The 16271-nt window shown below is 49.8% G+C and carries 13 protein-coding genes; 2 read left to right on the top strand and 11 right to left on the bottom strand.

Going from position 1 to position 16271, the window contains the following annotated elements:
- Positions 1-189 precede the first annotated feature (189 nt).
- On the top strand, positions 190-1962 hold the full coding sequence (locus MUB23_RS18685; RefSeq protein ID WP_244802277.1) for a DUF2079 domain-containing protein: 1773 nt from the start codon (positions 190-192) through the stop codon (positions 1960-1962).
- A gap of 112 nt (positions 1963-2074) precedes the next feature.
- Here MUB23_RS18685 and MUB23_RS18690 read toward each other — a convergent pair whose 3' ends face one another.
- The 3 genes from MUB23_RS18690 to MUB23_RS18700 form a co-directional block, all read right to left on the bottom strand.
- On the bottom strand, positions 2075-2842 hold the full coding sequence (locus tag MUB23_RS18690; RefSeq protein WP_244802278.1) for a MerR family transcriptional regulator: 768 nt from the start codon (positions 2840-2842) through the stop codon (positions 2075-2077).
- An 80-nt stretch (positions 2843-2922) separates the two neighbouring features.
- Positions 2923-3282, bottom strand: a complete 360-nt coding sequence (locus tag MUB23_RS18695; RefSeq protein WP_244802279.1) for a hypothetical protein — start codon at positions 3280-3282, stop codon at positions 2923-2925.
- A 41-nt stretch (positions 3283-3323) separates the two neighbouring features.
- The gene (locus MUB23_RS18700) at positions 3324-3734 is read right to left on the bottom strand and encodes a polyketide cyclase (protein WP_244802280.1); all 411 of its coding nucleotides are present in this window, start codon (positions 3732-3734) and stop codon (positions 3324-3326) included.
- A gap of 343 nt (positions 3735-4077) precedes the next feature.
- On the opposite strand from MUB23_RS18700, the gene bioB reads away from it, so the two are divergent.
- The gene (gene bioB, locus MUB23_RS18705) at positions 4078-5046 is read left to right on the top strand and encodes a biotin synthase BioB (protein ID WP_244802281.1); all 969 of its coding nucleotides are present in this window, start codon (positions 4078-4080) and stop codon (positions 5044-5046) included.
- On the opposite strand, the gene MUB23_RS18710 is transcribed toward bioB, so the two are convergent.
- The 8 genes from MUB23_RS18710 to MUB23_RS18745 all read right to left on the bottom strand — a co-directional run bounded on the left by MUB23_RS18710 (position 5028) and on the right by MUB23_RS18745 (position 16247).
- Entirely contained in the window at positions 5028-6407 is a 1380-nt protein-coding gene (locus MUB23_RS18710) for an MATE family efflux transporter (RefSeq protein WP_244802282.1), read from the bottom strand. The genes bioB and MUB23_RS18710 overlap by 19 nt on opposite strands.
- A 348-nt stretch (positions 6408-6755) precedes the next feature.
- Entirely contained in the window at positions 6756-7301 is a 546-nt protein-coding gene (locus tag MUB23_RS18715) for a nitroreductase family protein (protein WP_244802283.1), read from the bottom strand.
- Between the two features lie 103 nt (positions 7302-7404).
- Positions 7405-8637: a Wadjet anti-phage system protein JetD domain-containing protein gene (locus MUB23_RS18720; RefSeq protein WP_244802284.1), complete on the bottom strand. Its 1233-nt coding sequence runs from the start codon at positions 8635-8637 to the stop codon at positions 7405-7407.
- Positions 8624-11941: an SbcC/MukB-like Walker B domain-containing protein gene (locus MUB23_RS18725; RefSeq protein ID WP_244802285.1), complete on the bottom strand. Its 3318-nt coding sequence runs from the start codon at positions 11939-11941 to the stop codon at positions 8624-8626. The genes MUB23_RS18720 and MUB23_RS18725 overlap by 14 nt, the downstream gene beginning before the upstream one ends.
- A complete protein-coding gene (locus MUB23_RS18730) occupies positions 11938-12600 on the bottom strand; it encodes a DUF4194 domain-containing protein (protein WP_244802286.1) in 663 nt (220 codons plus the stop codon). Before MUB23_RS18730 ends, MUB23_RS18725 begins: the two co-directional genes overlap by 4 nt.
- Positions 12593-14011 carry a Wadjet anti-phage system protein JetA family protein gene (locus tag MUB23_RS18735; RefSeq protein WP_244802287.1) on the bottom strand — a complete coding sequence of 473 codons (1419 nt, stop codon included), beginning with the start codon at positions 14009-14011 and terminating at the stop codon, positions 12593-12595. The genes MUB23_RS18730 and MUB23_RS18735 overlap by 8 nt, the downstream gene beginning before the upstream one ends.
- Positions 14012-14208: 197 nt before the next feature.
- On the bottom strand, positions 14209-15096 hold the full coding sequence (cas6, locus tag MUB23_RS18740) for a CRISPR system precrRNA processing endoribonuclease RAMP protein Cas6 (protein ID WP_244802288.1): 888 nt from the start codon (positions 15094-15096) through the stop codon (positions 14209-14211).
- Between the two features lie 95 nt (positions 15097-15191).
- On the bottom strand, positions 15192-16247 hold the full coding sequence (locus MUB23_RS18745) for a hypothetical protein (protein WP_244802289.1): 1056 nt from the start codon (positions 16245-16247) through the stop codon (positions 15192-15194).
- Positions 16248-16271 lie beyond the last annotated feature (24 nt).

Below are 16271 nucleotides of genomic sequence, written 5' to 3' on the forward strand. Positions count from 1 at the left end.
TTTTCCTGTCCGGCAAACCGCCTCTCTGATTCTTGTTTAAAAGCGATTGACTCCTGTCCTTTCGGAAGGAAGGAATTCAACTTTATGTTTATTTCAAGACATTTGTAGAATTTAATTTCAGATTAATTCACTGTATTTGCGTCCCCCAAGGGGAAGCCCCTGTGCATCCACAACAGAAAGGAGCGCTCAATGAAACCGTATCCTACCCCGATCCTCTGGATTTCAGCACTTTTCAGCGGATGGATGACTCTCTTGCTTGCCTCCGGCTTGATTTTCATCCCGGCGGAAAGCGCCATGGAATCCATCGCCGGGCAAAATTTAGCCTTGACTTTGGTCTGCGGCCTGCTGCTGACCGGGGTTTCTTTTTTGCTGAACCAAAGGTTTCCTTTTCTTGTAATTTCTGCGCCTCTTGTATTGTTTTCTCTCTGTGCCATTATCGCGTCGGCCGTCCAGAATGACCCGCTGCTGTCCTTGACTTTCGGGGGAATTTTGGCAGTCCTCCTGCCTCCCATTTTCACTGTGCATTTTTCTTTTTCCCCGATAAAAGACAAACGTCTAAAATTGTTTTTTATCGGAGCCGCCTTCCTGTTTTTTCTCTATGTGGGAGGCTTCACGGTTCTCCGGCACCTCACCTTCCGGACGCCTTGCTTTGACTTTGGAATTTTCGTCCAGATGTTCCACCAGATGAAGGAAACCGGGCTGCCGTTCACCACCTGCGAGAGAAATCAGGTGCTCTCCCACTTTGCGGTCCACACCTCGCCCATTTATTATCTGCTGCTGCCTGCGTACCTGATCTTTCCCGATCCGGCCACACTGCAGCTTGGCCAGGCGGCGGTTCTGGCCTGCGGAGCCATCCCTCTTTGGAAGCTCTGCCGTCAATACCGGCTGGGCGGCCGGTCCAGCGCCCTTTTGGCGCTCTGCTATTTTTCCTATCCGGCGCTGGCCGGAGGCTGTTTCTATGATATTCACGAAAATTGTTTTCTCGCGCCCTTGCTCCTCTGGCTGTTTTATGCTTCCGCCCAGGCGGGGAGGCGCTGTTTCTTGGGTCTGATTCCCGGCTTTTTCATTCTGTTGGTAAAAGAAGACGCCGCCATCTATCCCGCATTTTGGGGCCTCTATCTGCTGGCTTCCGAATTCTTTGGAACCAAAAGAGCAGGCATTCGCAGCCGCCTGACGCCCCGATTCCGTCTAGGCTTGCTTCTTTTTTTCCTCTCCCTGGTCTATTTCGGGATCATCGTAACCTTGATGGAACGATGGGGGCTCGGCGTCATGACCAGCCGGTATCACAACTTTTCTTTTCAAAACGGCGGTTTTGGGGAAATGATCCTGTCCGTCCTGCTACATCCAGCCTACGCCCTGGCCCAGTGTATCCAGGAAAACCGGCTCATCTATCTCCTGGAAATGCTGGCTCCGCTGCTCTTTTTACCACTGGCCGGCCGAAAGCTGGAAGACTTTATCCTCCTCGGTCCCCTGGCATTGATGAATCTGATGCCAGATTATGTTTACCAACACACGATTTCTTACCAATATAATTTTGGCACCCTCAGTTTTCTTTTTTATCTGGCCATCCGGCGCCTCTCGGAAATGGAGCCGGCCAAGAGGGAACGCACCTTGTATTCCGCCGCGCTTGTAACGCTGACGCTTTTCGCCGGAACCCAGCTTACCCACGCCGGCGCGCTGGCAGACTGGGTACAAAACAAGGAAACATACCAGCGGATGGAAGCAGATCTTTCCCGGATACCAGAACATGCTTCGGTCACGGCGTCCAGTTTCCTCGTCTCCCATTTGGCCGAGAGGGATGTTGTCTACCTGATGGACCAGATTTATGATACAGATTATGTCGCCTACGACCTGCGGGATCCGGATCCGGCCGTCTCCGTGGAGACCTACCGGAAAGCCGGTTATCAAGTGTTTTATCAGTCTGAAGAGCTGATCCTATTAGCCCGGTCATCCGGGTCCTGAATCTCCGAAAATGCCGGCTGGACGGAATCGGGGCGAAAAGAGGGCAATCCTCAAAGAAGACGCCCTCGATATCCTTTACAGTAGCGTTCAGCTATCGCCTGGCGACTCTGCTTCACTGAGTTTCATAGTAACACTTCAGCGCATCCCGCAAAAATTCTGCGGCTCCGGGCGCTGCTTTCTCGTAGTAGGCGCGGAAACGCTCATCCGCCGCGTACATCTCTCCCATATTCCGGTGGGCTTCCTTCGTGCAGGAACCATCTTTCCAGAACAGGCAGAGCCAAGTCCGGTGAAGCTTGCAGACCTCCTGGGCCAGGCTTCCCGCCGGATCGCCGGTTTTAACCGCCTCGGCCAATTTCTCCAAAATTTCTTTGGAAAGCCGCTCCTGCTCCTCCCACTGTGCTTTGCTCATGCCCGCCAATTTAGCATTGGAAGCGTCCATCGCCTCTTCACCGAACCGTTCCCGGACTTCCTGCCCGTATTTTTTCTCATTTTCTTCGATCCTCTTTTGCTTCAAGCCTTCAAATTTTTGTTCATCGTCCATGACAATTTCTCCTTTCAGGGAGCGGAGGGTGCGGCTGACATTTTCGATCAGCGCTTCCATCCGCTCTTTTTTTAGCTGCAGGGTGAGCAAATGTTCTTCCAAAGCCTGCCTCCGGTCAAAATCCGGGGACTCCAGGATTTCCTGGATATTCTCCAGACTGAGATCCATTTCCCGGTAAAATAAGATCTGCTGCAGCCGGTCCACCTGCACCTGCCCGTAAATACGGTACCCGCCGCCGCTCACTCTTTCGGGCTTGAGCAAGCCGATCTCATCGTAATACCGCAAGGTGCGGGGGCTGACGCCGGACAGCGCGGCCAACTGGCTGACCGTGTATTCCATTTTCTCACCTCCTGAAACGAGTATAAGGGTTTCCGCAACGGAAAGGTCAAGAGTTTTTTTCATTTTTTACGAAAAGTTGCTTAGAGGCTCTCCTTGCCAAAGGGGATTTCCGGATGCCGCTCCCGGATCACTTGTTCCAGGACGTCCGCTTCCCTCCAGGCGCCTTCGCCGATCAAAAGCTCAAGCTGTGTTTCATCCTTGCCGGTCAGCACCAGTTTTTGAATATCAAAGTTCACGTTTCCGCAGCACATTTTTGCGTCCACCCCTTCGATCCTCCGGTAGGCGCGGCGGACGTCTCCGAACTCCGCCTGATACCAGCGAAGCCCTTTCTTAAAGAAAATATAATCGGTTCCGACTTTCACTTTGCCATAGCGGATCGACTGTTCAAATTCCAGATCCGCCTTTTTGTTATCTCCCTTTTGGTAGCTGCCACTTTTCATCCGGTCCTTCCCTTCTGTGCATTTACGCGCCGGTGGAGTTCCTATTTTTCTTTGTTCGTTTCCAGAAATTTGCGCAGATCAGCCACATACAAGGCCTGCTGCTTTTTCAGATATCCGCCGACAAAGGGCCTTAACATTACTTTTTTCGCCGTCACATCCTCCGTAAAATCAACGGTAGTCTGTCCATTTTGTTCTGAAAAAAGTCCCACCCAATGCCCTCTCATATTTCCGTTTTCCATGTCAAACTCATATCGCTCACAGGGCTGAAAAACAGTGATGGTAAAAGTGGTCGGATAGCCCTCTTTGGTGAACTCCACAAATTGTTTTCCAGGCTCCCGGATTTCAATTCGGTCAAGGTCGCTCCGCCAAGAATACTCCTTTAAAGAAACAACCGCATCCCAGACTTTGGGAAGCCCGTATGAAAAAGTCGCTTTGATATGTGAAACAGCCATCGTCATTCCCTTCCATTCTTTCTATTTGGCGACATTATATCATATCCCATTTCCATTTGCCATCACAACCGCTTCCTCAGCCCGTTTCAAATTCACATCGTTCTGACCGTCAAAACGATCTTCCGCTTTTTCCAAGGGCACCGCCGGTACCCTCTCTTTCTTTTCCTCTCAATGTAAACTCGATCAAATTTTTGGTTGACATTCTTTTCGATTCCCTCTATACTGGGAGGCAAATAGATGGGAACTGCCTCCGTATCCTCCGGTAACAAGAACCCTTGTTATGCGGCTGGCCGGTTAGATACCATTCAATGGAGAAAGAAACGAATCAGAGAGGAAACAAACGATGAGCCTGGTTTTAGAATTAAAAGAAAAAGTCCTAAATGGCGGGGAGCTTTCCCGTTCGGAAGCCCTTGCACTCTCCCAGGAACCGCTGGAAGAACTGATGCAGGCGGCGGATGAAATTCGGGTCAAGAGATGCGGCAGCGCCTTTGATCTCTGCACCATCGTCAACGGAAAATGCGGCCGCTGCTCGGAAGACTGCAAATACTGCGCTCAGAGCTCCCACTACTCCACCGCCTGCGCCAAAGTCTATCCCCTTCTCCCCACGGAAGAATTGGTCTCCGGCGCAAAAAGCAATGATGCGCGGGGAGTGCTCCGCTATTCCATTGTCACTTCGGGAAAAAGGTTGTCCGATTCGGAAGTGGACCGGATGTGCGACAGCATCCGGGCCATCAAAAGGGAAACTTCTATCGCGGTCTGCATCTCATTCGGGCTGTTGAACGAGGCCCAGTTCCGCCGGTTAAAAGAGGCCGGGGCCACCCGCGTCCACTGCAATCTGGAATCGTCCGCCCGATATTTCCCGGAAGTCTGCACGACCCATACCTATGAAGAAAAGCTGGAAACTTTAAAGGCGGCCAAGCGAGCAGGGCTCTCCCTTTGTTCCGGCGGTATCCTCGGCCTTGGGGAAACCATGGAAGACCGGATCGATCTAGCGCTGACCGCCCGGAATCTCGGCGTTGCTTCCCTCCCGGTCAATCTTTTGAATCCGATTCCCGGTACACCTTACGAGCACAACCGGCCTCTGACCAGCGAGGAAGCCTGCCGCTGCGTGGCCGTATTCCGCTTTCTCCTGCCGGAGGCCTTCATCCGCCTGGCCGGAGGAAGGGGGCTGTTAAAAGACAAGGGGGAAGCCTGTTTTCGAAGCGGCGCCAACGCGGCGATCACCGGGGATATGCTGACGACGGCCGGAATCTCGGTGGAAACCGATCAAGAACTCCTGGAAAGACTAGGTTATCAGCTGGGAGCTGACTGAGAGGAAACCGCCCTTTCTCTTTCCTTGATCCGCCGGTAAAAAGCAGCGGCCGCCATCAGGGAAACAAAATCTACGATCGGCTGCACCCACATGCATCCGTACAGAGGAAACAGTCCGTCCATCAGAAACAGAAGCGGGATGTCTAACACACCTTTTCTCAAAACAGAGGTGATCAGCGCTTCCTTTACCTTTCCCATCGCCTGGAACTGAATGATCATGGGATAGCAAAATGCCATAAAAGGCATGGCCGTGACCATGCGCCGCAGAAATGCCGCGCTGTACTGAATCGTCAGGGGATCCTGGATGAAAAGGGAGGATAGCTGCGGGGCAAACAGTTCATAGAGAACCAGGCAAAAGAGGGAAAAACCTGCCGAGATGATGCAGCCGAACCGGAACGCCCGCCGCCTTCTCGCCTGGTTTCCGGAGGCGTAATTGTAGGCCAGCAGCGGAAGCAGACCATTGGCAACGCCGATGGAAAAATAAAGGGGGAGCTGATCCAATTTTTTGACAATCCCCAAAGCAGCCATGGCCTCGGTCGTGTACTTTGCCACAAATCTGGACTGGGCTCCTACAGCGACGACGGTCAGGGCATATTGCAGCGCAGAGGGAAAGCCGACGCTTAAGATCGGCTTGATCTGCTCACCAATGTGCCGCAGATAATGAAAGCGCAGATTGACCACAGTTCCCCGCCGTTTTCCGAGGATCAGACAGACAAAATAGGCCACGGCAATCAGATTGGAGACAGCCGTGGCCATTCCGGCCCCGATCGCTCCAAGCCCGAAAAATTGAGGCAGGACAAAAAAGGGATCCAAAATTACATTGACGATCCCGCCCAGACTTACGCCGATGGAAGCGTGCACGGCGCTGCCCTCGGCCCTTACCAGATTGGCCAGCAAAGTATTCATGATAACAAAAGGCCCGCCGAAGACCACCACCCATTTTGCATATCCGAGAGCCACGGGGAAGGTCTCTTCCGTCGCCCCGCAGAGAAACAGAACCGGATGTGCGAAAATCAGAAATACCGCGGAAAAAAGGCAGGCGGCGGCAAGTCCCAGCCAGAACGAGATGGAGGCGACCTGCCGGGCCTGGTCATTTTGCTTTTTCCCCAGAGCTCTTGCGATCACGCTGGCCCCGCCGACGCCAAACAGATTGGAAATCGCAGTCAGCATCACAAAAGAGGAATAGACCACCGTGATGGCGGCGGTCTGGCGCGGATCGTTCAGCATACCGACGAAATAGGTGTCCGCCAGATTGTAGATCAGAGCGATCATCTGGCTGGCAACGGCGGGGATCACCTGTTTCAGGACGGCGCGGCGAACAGGAATTGTTTCGAATACCAGGGTTCTGCTGTCTGTGCTCATATTTCTTCTTTCCTTTTTCTACTATATCTATTGTTCGCTGAAATCGGTTTGATATACAATACAGAAAAAAGCGGCCTCCGGCTTTTCCCTACACCATGCCATTGGACGGTATGCCGGAACTTTTCTATGCGCTCATCCTACAGGATATGTTTTTAAGCCGAACAATATTGCTTTGCCTTTCAATCGAAAATCATCCGTCTGCCGCATCGCTGACAAGTTGCTGCAAAAAAGAAGGGGCTGCTGCAAAAGGGTCTTTCATACAAGAGGCCGGCTTTTGTATCACAGCCAAACATTACATCTTGTTGAAAATCCCATTTTACGACAGCCTCTTCTCCGGTCTCGTTCCGATTACCAATGGTTATCGGCGATAATCTCATCCAAGTTTTTTCGAAGCTTTTTCCGTGGTTCCCCTTTCTTTGCCGGATACCCAACGGTAATGATCAGACGGACCGGCCGTTCCTCCGGAATGCCAAAGGTCTGGTGCAGCTTTTTCTGGCTCATGGTCCCGATCATACAGGTGCCGAGCCCGATGGAGGTCGCCTCATAGCAGAGGGCCATGGCCGCCATACCGATATCGAGCTGGGCGAAATGCTGGGAACCATAGTGTTCCCCCACACCGGGTTTGAGATGCGCCTCTTCCTCACAGATCAAAATAAATGCGGGCACCCGGTCGCCCCAGGGACAGCCGTTCAGGCCTTCGTCCTCCAAAGCTTCCACCAATTTCGCGCGGGCCTCCGGCTGATCCACGATAAGGAACCGCCAAGGCTGGGAATTGCAGGCGCTGGGGGATAAGCGCGCCACATCGATCAGGTGGGTCAAAGTCTCGCGGGGAACCGGCTGTTCGCTGTAGATCCGGCAGCTTTCCCGTGTTTTCTGCAATGTTTCAAAATCCATAAAAAACTCCTTTCTCCGAAAATCGGAATGGAACCTTTCATGCCTACCGGCTTTTCAAAAAAAGCATAACACGGCCCGCACACAAATGCAACCGATTGTGAACTTACCGCTCTCCCGCCCATTCATTTGCCAAATAATAACTGATGATTTCCTGCTCTAGCTTTACGTTTTTTTCTAACATATATTCCACAGTCTCCCGATAAGCATCTTTCTCTCTCAGAGATCGCAGCCGTCTCCGATCGTTTTCCGTCAGCGTCCGGAGGCAGGACTGATAACGCTCGTCCTGGAGCTCTGATTTCGACATATATTTCATGGAAAACGGGATTCCTGTCAGCTGGCACAAATGCTCATGAATGAAGAATCCCCCTGCGTCCAGGTCTCCAAAATGGGAGAACGTTTTCTCCGCATTGTCCCGGTAAGCCATCTTTAGAAAATCTCTCTGGAAACGATTGGCGTAGCCTCCCAGATAAAACACTACCGCATGATCCGGCGGACAGCGCAGATAGGCGGTCCGGTTTTCCACTGTGATCCATTCCTCCGCGTTCATCCGGATGGTTTCGATTTGCGAAATTTCCTCCCCATGAAATTCGATTCCCTGCTTCAGCGCTCCCACCTCAAGCGTTCTCCCATTGATCCGGATCCGGCAATCACCTTTCAGGCACAGCCGCTGCGTCTCTTTTTGTATCTGATACTCCTTCAGGATCTCATCCGGCATTTCCTCATCCCGGCAGGTTTTCCCAAGATACGCCCGCAGCATTTTGCAGACCGGGTCCAGGGTATTTTCCTCAAAATATTTGGAAGATCCGTAGATCAGCATCGATGCCTCCCGGATATATAACATTTCCCGGTTCTTCTCAACAAATACAAGGGCCTTCAGCAGGTCTTCCTCTTGATCGTAGCTTTTCGGCACCTGGTTTTTCTCCAGTTCCCGCTTTAGCCTGGCACATTCTTGTTCTGCAAGGGGAGACTGGCCCTGATACTGGTCGATTAAATCCATAACATACTGCATCTTTTCCTGCTTGGATTCGTACCCCCAGTTTTCGCCGAGATATTTTTCAACTTCTCCAACCATGCTGTCGTTCAGATAAACAGCGGCGATTTCATAACCGAATCCCTTCATCTCAAAGGTGACAAATCCCCTGTCACAGCAAGACTGAACTGCTTCGTTCAACGCCTGGATCCGCTTCAGATCCCCATCGTTGTCATCGTATTTTTTGTATAACTCAGAGGGCTTTACCTGCGTGCGCCGGACAATCCGGTTCGTGCCGCTGTCTTTTTTACTCCTGCGGTACTTTTCCACCAGCCGTTTCAGAAGTTTTTCCTCAAATTGTTCCATAGCCCTTATCCTCATGGAATTGGATAATTCCCAGCTGCATGTTATTGGGCCGAACCCGCAGGACCGGAAGAATCACCTCGCACTCACAGCCGATGGATTCGGTCTTGTCCGGCGCGCAGAATATCACTTGCAGATTCTGGTCTCTCATGAAATCCAACATCAGTTTCACGTTTCCCGGATCCATTTTAACGAAAGGTTCATCAATGAAAACCAGCCTCGTAGAATTGACCTTCTCATTATAGATCATCAGCAGCGCAGAAGACAGGATCAACAGGTAAGGAATCTGCACCTCAGCCCCGGAATTGTACCCGGTCTGCCTCGACAGCTTCGCATGATCCAGGATATCGTTGGTGATCAGAATCTCGTAGGTCATATAATTGCGGTAATCGGCAAAGCGTTCAATGGCTTCATTGTTATTTCTGGCAATGATCCGGTTAATGATCTCCTTGATATCCTTTTCCAGCTGTTCCGCCGCCTCATCTGAATAAGAATTGAAGAGACCGAGCACCATCTGGCCGCTGCTCCCGCCAAACTGCTCCCTTTCATCCAGATATTTCGCATACTCGATCACTTTGGCATAATCCGACTGATCTTTGACAAAATGAACGTCAAACTGATATTTCGCTGAAAATTGCAGTTTTGCCAGCTCCCCGTTGATCAGCTTTAAATCCTCGATGGACTTGAGGCAGGACCTCAGGATTGTAAGAACAAATTCATTTTTAAAAATATCTTCATACCGGCTGGTCTGCTCCGTCAGCTTCTGCTTGATTTCCTGGAGATCATCCATCCATATTTTCGCCTTGCGGCTCTCATAAATCGCACGATGCTCCAAACCGACGGAAAGACCGGCTTCCCCCGGCCGCTTTGCATTGTATGCCGCCTGCTGTGTCAGGATCTCCCGCTCATGGAGCTGAATCTCATTCTTAATCCTGCGCCTGGTATCCGGGATAATCAACCCACCGGCCCCCGTCTCATGATTGGCCAGATATCGCTCATAAGCTTCCACAGCTCTTTGAACCGCGGCGTATTCCGTCAGCTGATATTCCTGAAACCGTTTTTCCTCCTCCTGCAGCCTCTCTGTTTTTCCTTTCGCTGTGTTTTCCAGAACCGTAATCTGTGAAGTTGACTGGCTTTTCACATCCAGCTGTGCATTTTTCTCCCGCTGAATGGCAGTAAGCTCGTCCTCCAGCTGTGCTTTTAACTGGCTCAGCTCCATAAACTCCCGATTGTTTTTCTGGGCGTCCTTCAACCGTTTCAAAGTAGTTTCACATTCCCTGGCATGTGTGGCAGCGGACTGATATTCCTGGTACGCGTCATATTTGTAATCCTGGAATAACTCCCGGTCCATTCTCAGCCGCCCCATCTTCTTTTTGCATTCGGCGGACTGCTCCAGCAATGTTTTCTTCTCCGTCTTTAAAAACTCAATTTCCCGCTCGGCCCGAATCCGATTCAGCTGAAAAGTTTCCTGTCCCAGATAATACGACTTGATCCGGTCAAAGCGCAGAAAGTAGCTATCCATGGCAATCGATACTCTTCCCTCCACGGACATCGCGTTTTCATAATTCTTGACTTCCGCCATCGGCACCGCCTTGATATGCCCCAGCTGGAAATCGAAATACTTTTGTGCTACCGGATTCTTCACAGTCAAAAGTTTCGCGGCAGAGCTCTGACCGGCCGAAATCTGCTTTTTCATCAGGAGTTTCGTATTAAACAGATGAGCATACTTATTTTTCGAACGATTCAGGATATCGTCCGCAATCTCATAATACTCCGGTTCCACCAAAATCGTGTACCGGCGCCGGCCCAAAAAAGCTTCGATGGCGTCCCGCCAGGCCTCATCTTTCAGCCCAATCACGTATTCGCAGGCAAATTTCGCCTCCGATGAAATTCCCCTTTTGACAAATTCCCGGTTGATCTCTTCTTTCAAGCTCACATAGTCCGGGATGAAACTGTAGGCATTCCGGTTTTTCCGGCAGGCATCCAGGATGGACAGCTGAACCTCGATTTTGTCCTCGATTTCCTTACGGCGCAAGTCGAGCTCCGCCAACCGCCTCACCTGTTCCTCAAAAGCCTTATCGATTCTTCCCTTTAAGCGGACAACTGCGTTTTCTTTTTCCGCCGGAGCGTATTCTTTGGAGGAAAGCCCGGCCAGGATTTCCTTGCTCTCCACGCTGACCTGCTCTTCGTTCAGGAAATAAATCATTTCACTGACCTGAGTCTGAAAGCGGTCCAGTTTATCCCGCTCCTTCTTCCACGTTTTTTTGGCTTTCTCCAGGGTCTCCAGCCGTTCCTCCTCCTGACGGATCAGCCGAATGCAATCCAACTGATCTAAACTGGTTTCCACCTGGCGGAGTTTCTTCGCATTCTCTTTCTCCCGGTCCTGGATCACCTCCAGCAGTTCCTCGGCCTCCTGTTTTTTCCGCCTGGCCAGCTGGCGTTCCTGCTCCAGCTCCCCCAGTTCCCGTTTTAGCCCCTTCACATTCTTATATACAATCTTAATATCATCGGTTAGAAGACGGTTTTTCTGGGTCTCGTACCGCTCAAACTCCGTCAAGATTCCATCCAGTTCCTCGATTTCATCCTGAATCATATGGAACGTATCATTGAGCTTTCCGATATTCTCCTTCGCCTCAATTAACTTCGTAAAATCCACCGGTTTATTTTCCAGCACGCTCTCCCGGATGAACTGGTCAATTCTGGCATTGGGATCGTAGGACATGATTCCCCGAAGTTTTCTAAGGTAAGTGCTTGTCTGCTCCTGCGTCAGTTTCAGCCCCGTCATCTGGGTAAACTTTCCGATTCCCTGCTCCTTATTCAGGAGGATCACTCCGTATTTCTTCTGGAAAGTCCCCGCGCTGTGAGGCTTCTGCTTTCCTTTTTCTTCATACAAATGACCGACCTCGTCCAGCCGGGTTTGATCCATCACATACCGGTAAGACTGGATACTATTGGACACATTCGTCTCCAAAACTGTTCCGAGGAGAAAGTATTTCTGAAGAACATCATCATAGTATTCCAAAACGATATGACTGTACACATTGGGAACTTTATCCACCGGACGCATGTAAGTTTTCGCCGTAGCGTCTAAAAGCCCCCTGGTATAGGAAGGCAGCGTCCGGCTTCCCTTATTCTCCGAAGATTTGTTGAATACCGTATCGCCGTATGCCGCATATTTGATCGCATCCAGCATTACAGACTTTCCGTTTCCGTTCTTTCCCGCGATCAGTGTAAAAAAACCAATGGGCGCCGTCACGTTGGTAAAAGCGTACCAATTGATCAGACGGACCTTTTTCAGCAGTATCATTCTTCGTCCTCCTCGTCAAACCCGGCGGCCGCCGCCTCATCTGCAAGCTCGGCAGATTCTTCCTTATCCTGTTCTGCTTCGGCTTTACTATATTCCGCCGCCACCGCTTTGAACTGGGGGACATCCCAGCCAAACTGCAGCGATGGATAAAGCCGGATCTTCGCCTCTTCGCTGCTGTCCTCCTCGTCATAATCGATCAAGTTATATTTTTTAAAGAGCTTAAAAGCTGCCCGCAGTTCTGTGCTGACCGGCATCAGCCCAAAGGATTTGATTTTATCGATCAAATCCCCCCTGGTCAGAAAAACTCCTTCCTCGTATCCGAGGTTTTCCAGATAGACTTCCCAAAGCACCAGCAATAGATGATACTGCGCGTTACTGAAAGTGACGATATTCGCCCGCTTCAGGCCAACGGTATCCGCATCCGCCTCGTTCATAATCAGCATCGCCAGCTCGCACTTTTCATCCACCAAAATATCATAACCAATCATCCGCAGGTAATCGGAAATATCCTGCCGGTTGGATTCCTTGGAGAGGAAGGCATATAATTTTTCTTCTTTTTCCCTCAGTAAAAATGTGGATTCCAACAACCTGCGGACGCACCTCTTAAACAGGATAATATTTTCTTCCTTGATTGTAATCTGCAAATTAATGTTACCCATTTCTCTCCTTCCTCACAATGCGGACATTGCTGATCTCCGCCACCTCGGTCTCCACCATGCCTTCTCCGAATTCCACCTCGTAGGGGAAGCCAGCCGTTCCGGAATAAATAATGCCTGCCGCCACCATCATGGCATCATCACGTGAATGAATTCCCATCTCGTCCACCGCCAGTTTCCCCTGGGGGAAAGATCGTCCGTCGAAGTAGGCCTTCACCTGATCCATGCTGTACCGATCCGGATATTCCTTTAAAATCTCGTCCGTCAGCTTCTTCTTTTCTTCCTCCGAAAGTTCGCCGGTGTCGATCGCGGCATTCGCCGTGTTCGGATTTCTCTTTTTTCTCCGTTCAAATGACTTCCTGCTGATATAGCCAAAACTTTTCAGCCGGAAACACTCGGACAGCCGGGTCAAAAGGAGTTCCCGCTCCCCTGGATCCAGATCCCGCATCTGCATCAGCATCTGGTTCAGGTAATGCTGAAGATTCGTATTGTTACTGAGAACCATCAGCATCCTGGTGGAATACAGATTATAGTAGGTATTGATTTTCTTATCAATGTAAGCCATCTCTTTTTCGTATTCCAAATTGATAAAGCTGTCCAGTTCTCCAAACTGCCGGTCAATGATCTCCTTTGCCGCGAACAAATCTACGTTTTTGATCTCCCGATACTCGTCAACAATACGGTCATACATCTCGGAACGCTGGATTTTAACCAGCATCCGATCGATGCCGGAGATATAGCCTGGAATCAAACCGCTTCGCTTAATAAAAAAATAGTCGTTAAAAAAACGGTCCAACATCTCATCCTTCATCAGAAATTGGCCGAAGCTATTGGCGTCCGCCATCCTCATAACCGCATGCATAATCGTACGGATACTATCCTTTAGTACCAGCAATTCATTTTTCAGATCGCATTCATTCTCAACCAGCGGAACTAAAATATTAGAATAAGGACGGATTGCCCTGGCGCTGTCTTTTTCCAATGAGGCTTTTAATATCTCGTAGATGGAAAAGATATGATTGGTGATGGCGCCGCTGGCATCCCGATCAAAGATTTTATGGATCGCGTCCACCAGCTTCCGGCAATACGGAGATACCGAGGCAATGTTATCCCCGTTTCTTCCGATCTCTTTCGGCGTAATCCAGCCGCACCTGCGAAAATACCGCAAAATAATCGACGCATTCTCCGGCGCCGGCCTCTGACCGCTGATCTCCTCACCAATATCCTCGGTCTCGATGGAATACATACCGTTTAGAAGATAGATGATCAGACAATTTCTGGCGTCATTCTCATAAAGGACAGGAATTTCCTTGGATTTCTCAATCAGTTGGTTGACGCACTCGAAATAAAGCTCCCGGTTTCGGCAGCAGAAGGGATTAAAAAATTTGTCGCTGACATTTTGAAAAAGAGACATTCTCGGCTCCTTCTTGAGAGAAATCAGAGAATCGGTTCCAGATTGACCGGTCTCAGTATGGAATGGCGGGAACGCTTCCAAAAGCCCGCCATTCTTTTCTCTTTTTCATCTTAACACAGCAATCTTTCTTTTTCTACTAAAATTGACAATTCGAGGCCGCTGTTTTCCACACACTCGCTGCCCTATTCTGAAAAGGATCACCAAAAAACCAAATCCACTTTTCCAAAACCAAAGGTAACGTTCCGGCCGATATGCAGGACCTGCGCTGCGCCAAGCCACGGCGTAAAAGGCGTCAGGTCTCCCTCGCAGGTCATGCTTCCCAAGATGCCGCTAAAGTCCATTTTTTCTCCGCGTCTGTTGGAATATCGTTCCAACTGCTTGACGGACATCTCACAGGACGTCATCTGGATCCGCTCCGCCAAAAGACACAAATGCCCAGACTCTTCTAGGTCGATCTCCCCGCCATAGCGCTCCGTTAGGGACTGAATCCGCTTCGTGATATTTCGGATCACCGTGGGAAAATCCAGCGTGGTCAGCAGCTTGCCTTCTCTTCGGATCCGCAAAGGAGTTTTCAGCAGCATGGCGAAATTCCGGCAGATGACCGGCGGCTCATCCGCCAAATTCTCTATTTCGATCTTGCTGACGCAGTCTTCGGCTTCCTTTTTCCACAGAGACTCCAGCCGGCCGGCCTGCATGATCTCCATCAGTTCGAATTTTTTTCGCCCTACGCCTAACCGCAATTCCTTGGTCTTCGCCAAAGCTTTAATAAATTCAGGCGCATATTGGACTGCATCTCCCAACAGTACAAACCGGAACCGCAGCTCTTCCCCCTCTTGGTAGACCGTTCGGTTTTCTAACGGCGGCTCCAATAGATAAGGATTTCCGACGTCACGCCCATCCCCTCTTGATTTTCCGTTTTCATAAAGGTATTGATACACGGCCCTGTTGGACTGTAAGGCCCACCCGACCGCGCCGTGGAGCGTAGAGCCGAGAAACGCGGGAAGCCGGGCCGTCTCGCAGCATCTCAGGCGGATGAGCAGCGGAAGGTAAGAGAGGGAAAACAAAGCTGAGCTCTCGTTTTGCATCGGATCGGTTCCTTTCTATCTAATGGTCCCCATTCTTTCTGCGGAAACACCGCTTCCAGAATCGGCCCTTTTGCCATCGAAATCGCATCTCGATGCTATTCTTCGCTTTCATCCTCAGTTTCCATGTTCATTTCCAGTTTATAATAGATATCGATATCCCGGATAAGATCATCAATGTCGGAATCATCAAGTTCAAACGTCCATTCTTGCAATTCGTTGATTGTAATAATTTCCTCAATCGCTTTCTCATAGCGTTCTCGGATCACCCGCATCCCATTCGCCCGCTCCTCTATGTATGTTTGAAATTCCCGAAGAACTGTTTGCTTGCGATTGATGGTTTTGATCACAAATGTAATAGGAAAGTGCATTACTTTGTCAATATCCAAAAGATATTTATCGTAATTGTTCACTTCGGTGACTTGAAAGAATCTTCCGACAGGACGCATGACAAAATCAATGCCGCCGTCATTCGCATTCGTTCTGCCTGTTTTAAATAACTGCAGCTCTTCTTCCTGAATCGTCTCTTTCGAGTAGCCAAAATACACCTTGATATTTTTATAGTGATTTTTGAGAATCGCATAACTGATGATCTCGAATATTCTCGCTTCCGCGTCCTCAGTCAGCAAGGCATTGATTTGATTCTTTTTTGCCGAATAATCAGACAGCGCCTGCATCTGCTGTAAAGTCTGAATCAGCGCATGGTCTTTCGCCATCAGCAAGTCAATGTATTTCTCAATTATTTGAATCGCAGCCTCGCTTATATCCTGATTGCCAACGTACAGATAATCAATATGGATCAAATATTTTCCGTTATCAATAATGATTAGATCATTTGGTATGGTCGGAAACCGATTCCGAAATTCACCATTGACACGGGAGTTCAGCGCGTGATTTTGCAGCTTACGCCCGCCATATAGGCCGCGGTAATAATTGAACAGCCGCATATAATCATACCCGCCGAAATCTCGGTATTGATCAGGCTGATTGTAAAAATCATGTTGATAAAAATGTAATATGGAATAAATCGCATAGATACTGGCAAGGCTTCTTCGGGTTTTGCTGTTTCCATGGACGGCTTTCATCTTCCTGTCCAGATATTGCAGCAAAAGGCTCGAATCGTAGATCCGTTGGTAATCCTCTTTAAATTTCATTTTGAGAATATCTTCTACAAACGA

Source organism: Cuneatibacter sp. NSJ-177, assembly GCF_022867805.1.
Lineage (GTDB): Bacteria > Bacillota > Clostridia > Lachnospirales > Lachnospiraceae > Pseudolachnospira.